General features: G+C 72.9%; 1 protein-coding gene. It reads right to left on the reverse strand.

All coding sequences use genetic code 11. The features are described from left to right. On the reverse strand, nt 1-4,545 hold a 4,545-nt coding region (locus H343_RS0124595), incomplete at both ends, for a type I polyketide synthase (protein WP_028433286.1).

Consider the following 4,545-nt stretch of genomic DNA (forward strand, 5'->3'; position numbering starts at 1 on the left):
ACCGTCCAGCATCGGATCCATCAACGGCGAATGAAACGCATGCGAAACCGACAACCGCCGCGTCCGCCGCCCCTCACCCTCAAAACGCTCCGCGATCTCCAGCACACCGGCCTCGTCCCCGGCCACCACCACCGACGACGGACCGTTCACCGCCGCAAGAGAAACCTCAGCGGTCAGAAGCGGCCGGACCTCTTCCTCCGTCGCCTCGACCGCGACCATCGCACCACCCGAAGGCAACGCATCCATCAACCGCGCACGCGCCGACACCAGAGCACAGGCGTCCTCCAACGACAACACACCCGCCACATGCGCAGCAGCAATCTCACCCACCGAATGCCCCGCCACATGATCCGGACTCACATCCAGCCACTCCACCAACCGGAACAGCGCCACCTCCAACGCGAACAACGCAGGCTGCGCCCACCCCGTCCGGTCCAGAACCCCCGGGTCGCCACCCCACACCACATCCCGCAGCGGCCGCTCCAACTCCACATCCACATACGCCGCCACCGCATCGAACGCCTCCGCGAACACCGGAAAACGCCCGTACAACTCCCGCCCCATCCCCAACCGCTGACTCCCCTGCCCCGAGAACAGGAACGCCGTACGGCCGCTGTTGGCCCTGCGCACGGCACGGCCGGACTCCTGCACTCCTTCGTCGGCGGCCAGCAGAACGGCGCGGTGCGCGAATGCCGACCGCCCGGTGGCCAGGGAGTATCCGACGTCTGCCGGGCGGAGACCGGGATTCCGGGCGACGAAGCCTTCGAGGATCTCCAGCTGGGCCCGCAGCGCCTCGCGGGTCCTGCCCGAGACGATCCACGGCACGGCGGCCGGAACGCCGGCCGGCCCTGCCGGGGCGCTCTCCTCGGTGGCGGGGGCGTTCTCCACGGTGGCCGGGGCCTGTTCGATGACGACGTGGGCGTTGGTGCCGCTGAGGCCGAACGCGGAGACACCGGCCCGGCGGGGGCGCCCGGTCGCGGGCCAGTCCGCGGGTTCGCTCAGCAGCGACAGGGCGCCGGAGGACCAGTCGACGTGCGAGGACGGAGCGTCCACGTGCAGGGTCTGCGGCAGTACGCCGTGGCGCATCGCCATCAGCATCTTGATCACACCGGCCGCGCCCGCGGCGGCCTGCGCGTGGCCGATGTTGGACTTCACCGAACCGAGCAGCAGCGGCAGTTCACGGTCCTGGCCGAAGGTGGCCAGCAGCGCCTGCGCCTCGATCGGATCACCGAGGGTGGTTCCCGTGCCGTGGGCCTCCAGCGCGTCGATCTCGCCGGGAGGCAGCCCGGCGTCGGCCAGCGCATGGCCGATGACGCGCTGCTGGGAGGGGCCGTTGGGCGCGGTGAGCCCGTTCGAGGCACCGTCGGAGTTCACCGCGGAGCCGCGGACGACGCCCCACACCTCGTGTCCGTTGCGCCGGGCGGCCGAGAGCCGTTCCAGTACGAGCACGCCGGCACCTTCGGACCAGGCGGTCCCGTCGGCTCCCTCGGCGAACGCCTTGCAGCGCCCGTCCGGCGCCAGTCCGCCCTGGCTGGTGAACTCGATGAAGGAGTCGGGGCTCGACATCACCGACACTCCGCCCGCCAGGGCGAGTTCGCACTCCCCGGAGCGCAGCGCGCGCGTCGCCCAGTGCATCGCGACGAGCGACGAGGAGCAGGCCGTGTCGACAGTGACCGCCGGGCCTTCCAGACCGAGTACGTAGGCGAGACGGCCCGACATGATGCTGGCGGTGGTGCCGGTGGCGAGGTAGCCGCGCATGTCCTCGTCCGCGGACCGGCGCAGCACGGACTCGTAGTCCTGCCCGTTGGTGCCGACGAAGACGCCCGTACGGCTGCCGCGCAGGGTGCCCGGGTCGATGCCCGCCCGTTCCAGGGCTTCCCAGGAGGTCTCCAGCACGAGCCGCTGCTGCGGGTCCATCGCCAGCGCCTCGCGCGGGGAGACGCCGAAGAAGGCCGCGTCGAAGTCGGCGAGTCCGGTGAGGAACCCGGCTTCGCGGGTGGCGGAGGCGCCCCCGGCGAGCGCGGCCAGGTCCCAGCCGCGGTCGGCCGGGAAGGGCGTGATGCCCTCCCCGCCGTCGGCGAGGAGCTGCCACAGGTCCTCCGGTGAGGTCACACCGCCGGGGAAGCGGCAGCCGATCCCGACGACGGCGATCGGGTCGTCGTCGGGAAGGCCGGGAACGGTCAGCGGCACGGGGGTCGCTGCGGTGGCTTCTCCCTCCGTTTGGAGTTCGCCGAGCAGGAAGCCGGTCAGCTCCAGAGGGCTGGGGTAGTCGAAGACGACGGACGCGGTCAGGCTCAGTCCCGTCGCCGAGGCGAGACGGTTGCGCAGCTCCAGGGTGGTCAACGAGTCGAAGCCCAAGTCGCGGAAGGCCCGGTCGGGTTCGATGTCGCGGGTGTCGGCGTGGCCGAGCACGGCCGCGATCTGGCCGCGCACGAGGTCCAGCACGAGGCCACGGCGTTCCGCCTCGGACAGCCCGTCCAACTCCCGGCGGAGCCGGGGCCTCTCGGGGGCATCGGTGCCTGCTTCCGCCGAGTGTGCCCGCCGGACCTCGGGCAGATCCCCGATCAGCGGCGCCGAGCGCAGTCCTGCGAGTGCGGGCAGGAACCGCTCCCAGTCGATGTCGGCGACGGTCAGTGCGCCCTCGTCGTGCTCGATCGCCTGACGCATGACGTGCACGGCCAGGTCCGGCGGCATCGGAGTGAGGCCGCCCCGGCGCAGCCGCTCCCGCACCGCGTCGTCGGCGGCCATGCCCGACCCGGCCCACGGCCCCCAGGCGATCGAGGTCGCGGGCAGGCCCTGTGCCCTCCGGTACTCGGCGAAGGCGTCGAGGTAGGCGTTGGCGGCGGCGTAGCTGCCCTGTCCGGCGGCACCGAACACGGCGGCCGTCGAAGAGTACAGCACGAACGCGTCGAGGTCGTCGGTGAGTTCGTGCAGGTGGCGCACGGCCGACGCCTTGGCGGCCAACGTGGTGGCGAAGTCCTCGGTGCCCAGGTCCTCGACGAGACAGTCGTCGACGGTGCCCGCGGTGTGGATCACGGCGGTGACCGTGTGCTCCGCGAGGGCGGCGGCCAGGGACTCGCGGTCGGCGACGTCGCAAGCGGCGAAGGTGACGGTGGCGCCGAGTGCGGTCAGTTCCTGCTTCAGCGCGTCCGCACCGGGCGCGTCGCCGCCGCGCCTGCTGACCAGCAGCAGCGCTCCGGCACCGGAGGCGGCAAGGGACCGGGCGGCATGGGCGCCGAGCCCCCCGGTGCCGCCCGTGACCAGTACGGTGCCGCCGGGGCGCAGTTCACGGCGGGGGCCGCCGGAGGCGGCGGGGCGGTGGACGACACGCCGGGCGTAGACACCCGCGGCACGGACGGCGACCTGGTCCTCTCCGTCGCCGGAGGCCAGGACACCGGCGACACGGCGCAGGGTGTGCGGGTCGGGCTGCCGCGGCAGGTCGATCAGTCCGCCCCAGCGCAGCGGATGTTCGAGGGCGACGACGCGGCCCAGCCCCCAGAGCGCGGCCTGTCCGGGGCTGACGGCGTCGTCGGAACGGCCGACCGAGACCGCGCCGCGGGTGACGCACCACAGCGGGGCTTCGCAGCCGGCGTCGCTGAGTGCCTGGACGGCGGCGGCCGTCAGGGTCAGGCAGGCGGGCACGCCGTCCCCGCCCAGGGCGTCGTCGGGGCCGTCGCTTTCCAGTCCGTCACTTCCCAGGCCGTCATGCCCCGTGAAGGCCAGCAGCGAGAGCACCCCGGCGAAGGGGGGCGCGTCCGCGAGCAGTTCACGCAGGCGCCCCGCCAGTGCGGCACGGTCCGCGGAGGCGACCTCGACCAGGGTGGTGCCGGTGCCGAGCAGACCGGTGAGCGTGGTGGCGTCGAAGCCTTCGGGAGCGAGTACGAGCCAGGACCCGGTGAGGGCGCCGGACGCGGTGACCGGCTTCCAGTTGATGCCGTAGCGCCAGCCGTCGACCGTGGACTCCTGGTGCCGCCTGCGGCGCCAGGTGGCCAGCGCGGGCACGACGGCGCTCGCCGTCTCCTCGTCCAGGTCGAGGACGGAGGCCACCGACTGCGGGTCCTCGTTCTCGACGGCCGCCCAGAACTCGGCGTCGGCCGGATCGGCGGCGTCGGGTCCGGGTGCGGGTGCGGCGTCTGCGGCCTCCGGCCAGTACCGCTGGTGCTGGAACGGGTAGGTCGGCAGGTCGACCCGCCGGGCTCCGCTGCCCGTGAAGAACGTTCCCCACTCGACGGTCGTGCCGTGCACGTGAAGACCCGCGAGCCCGGTCAGCAGGGCGGTCTCCTCGGCACGGTCGTGCCGGAGCGCGGGGACGAGGAGCGCGCCGTGTTCGCCGGCGTGTTCCTGTGCCATGCCGCACAGGACGGCGTCGGGGCCGAGTTCGAGGAAAGTGCGCACGCCCTGGTCGAGGAGGCCGGTGACGGAGTCGTGGAAGCGGACGGTCTCACGCACATGCCGCACCCAGTACTCCGGCGAGGTCACATCCCCCCACGCCGCGACCGGAATCCGCGGCGCGGAGAAGGACAACCCCTCCACCACGGCACGGAA

Source organism: Streptomyces sp. TAA204, from assembly GCF_000424965.1.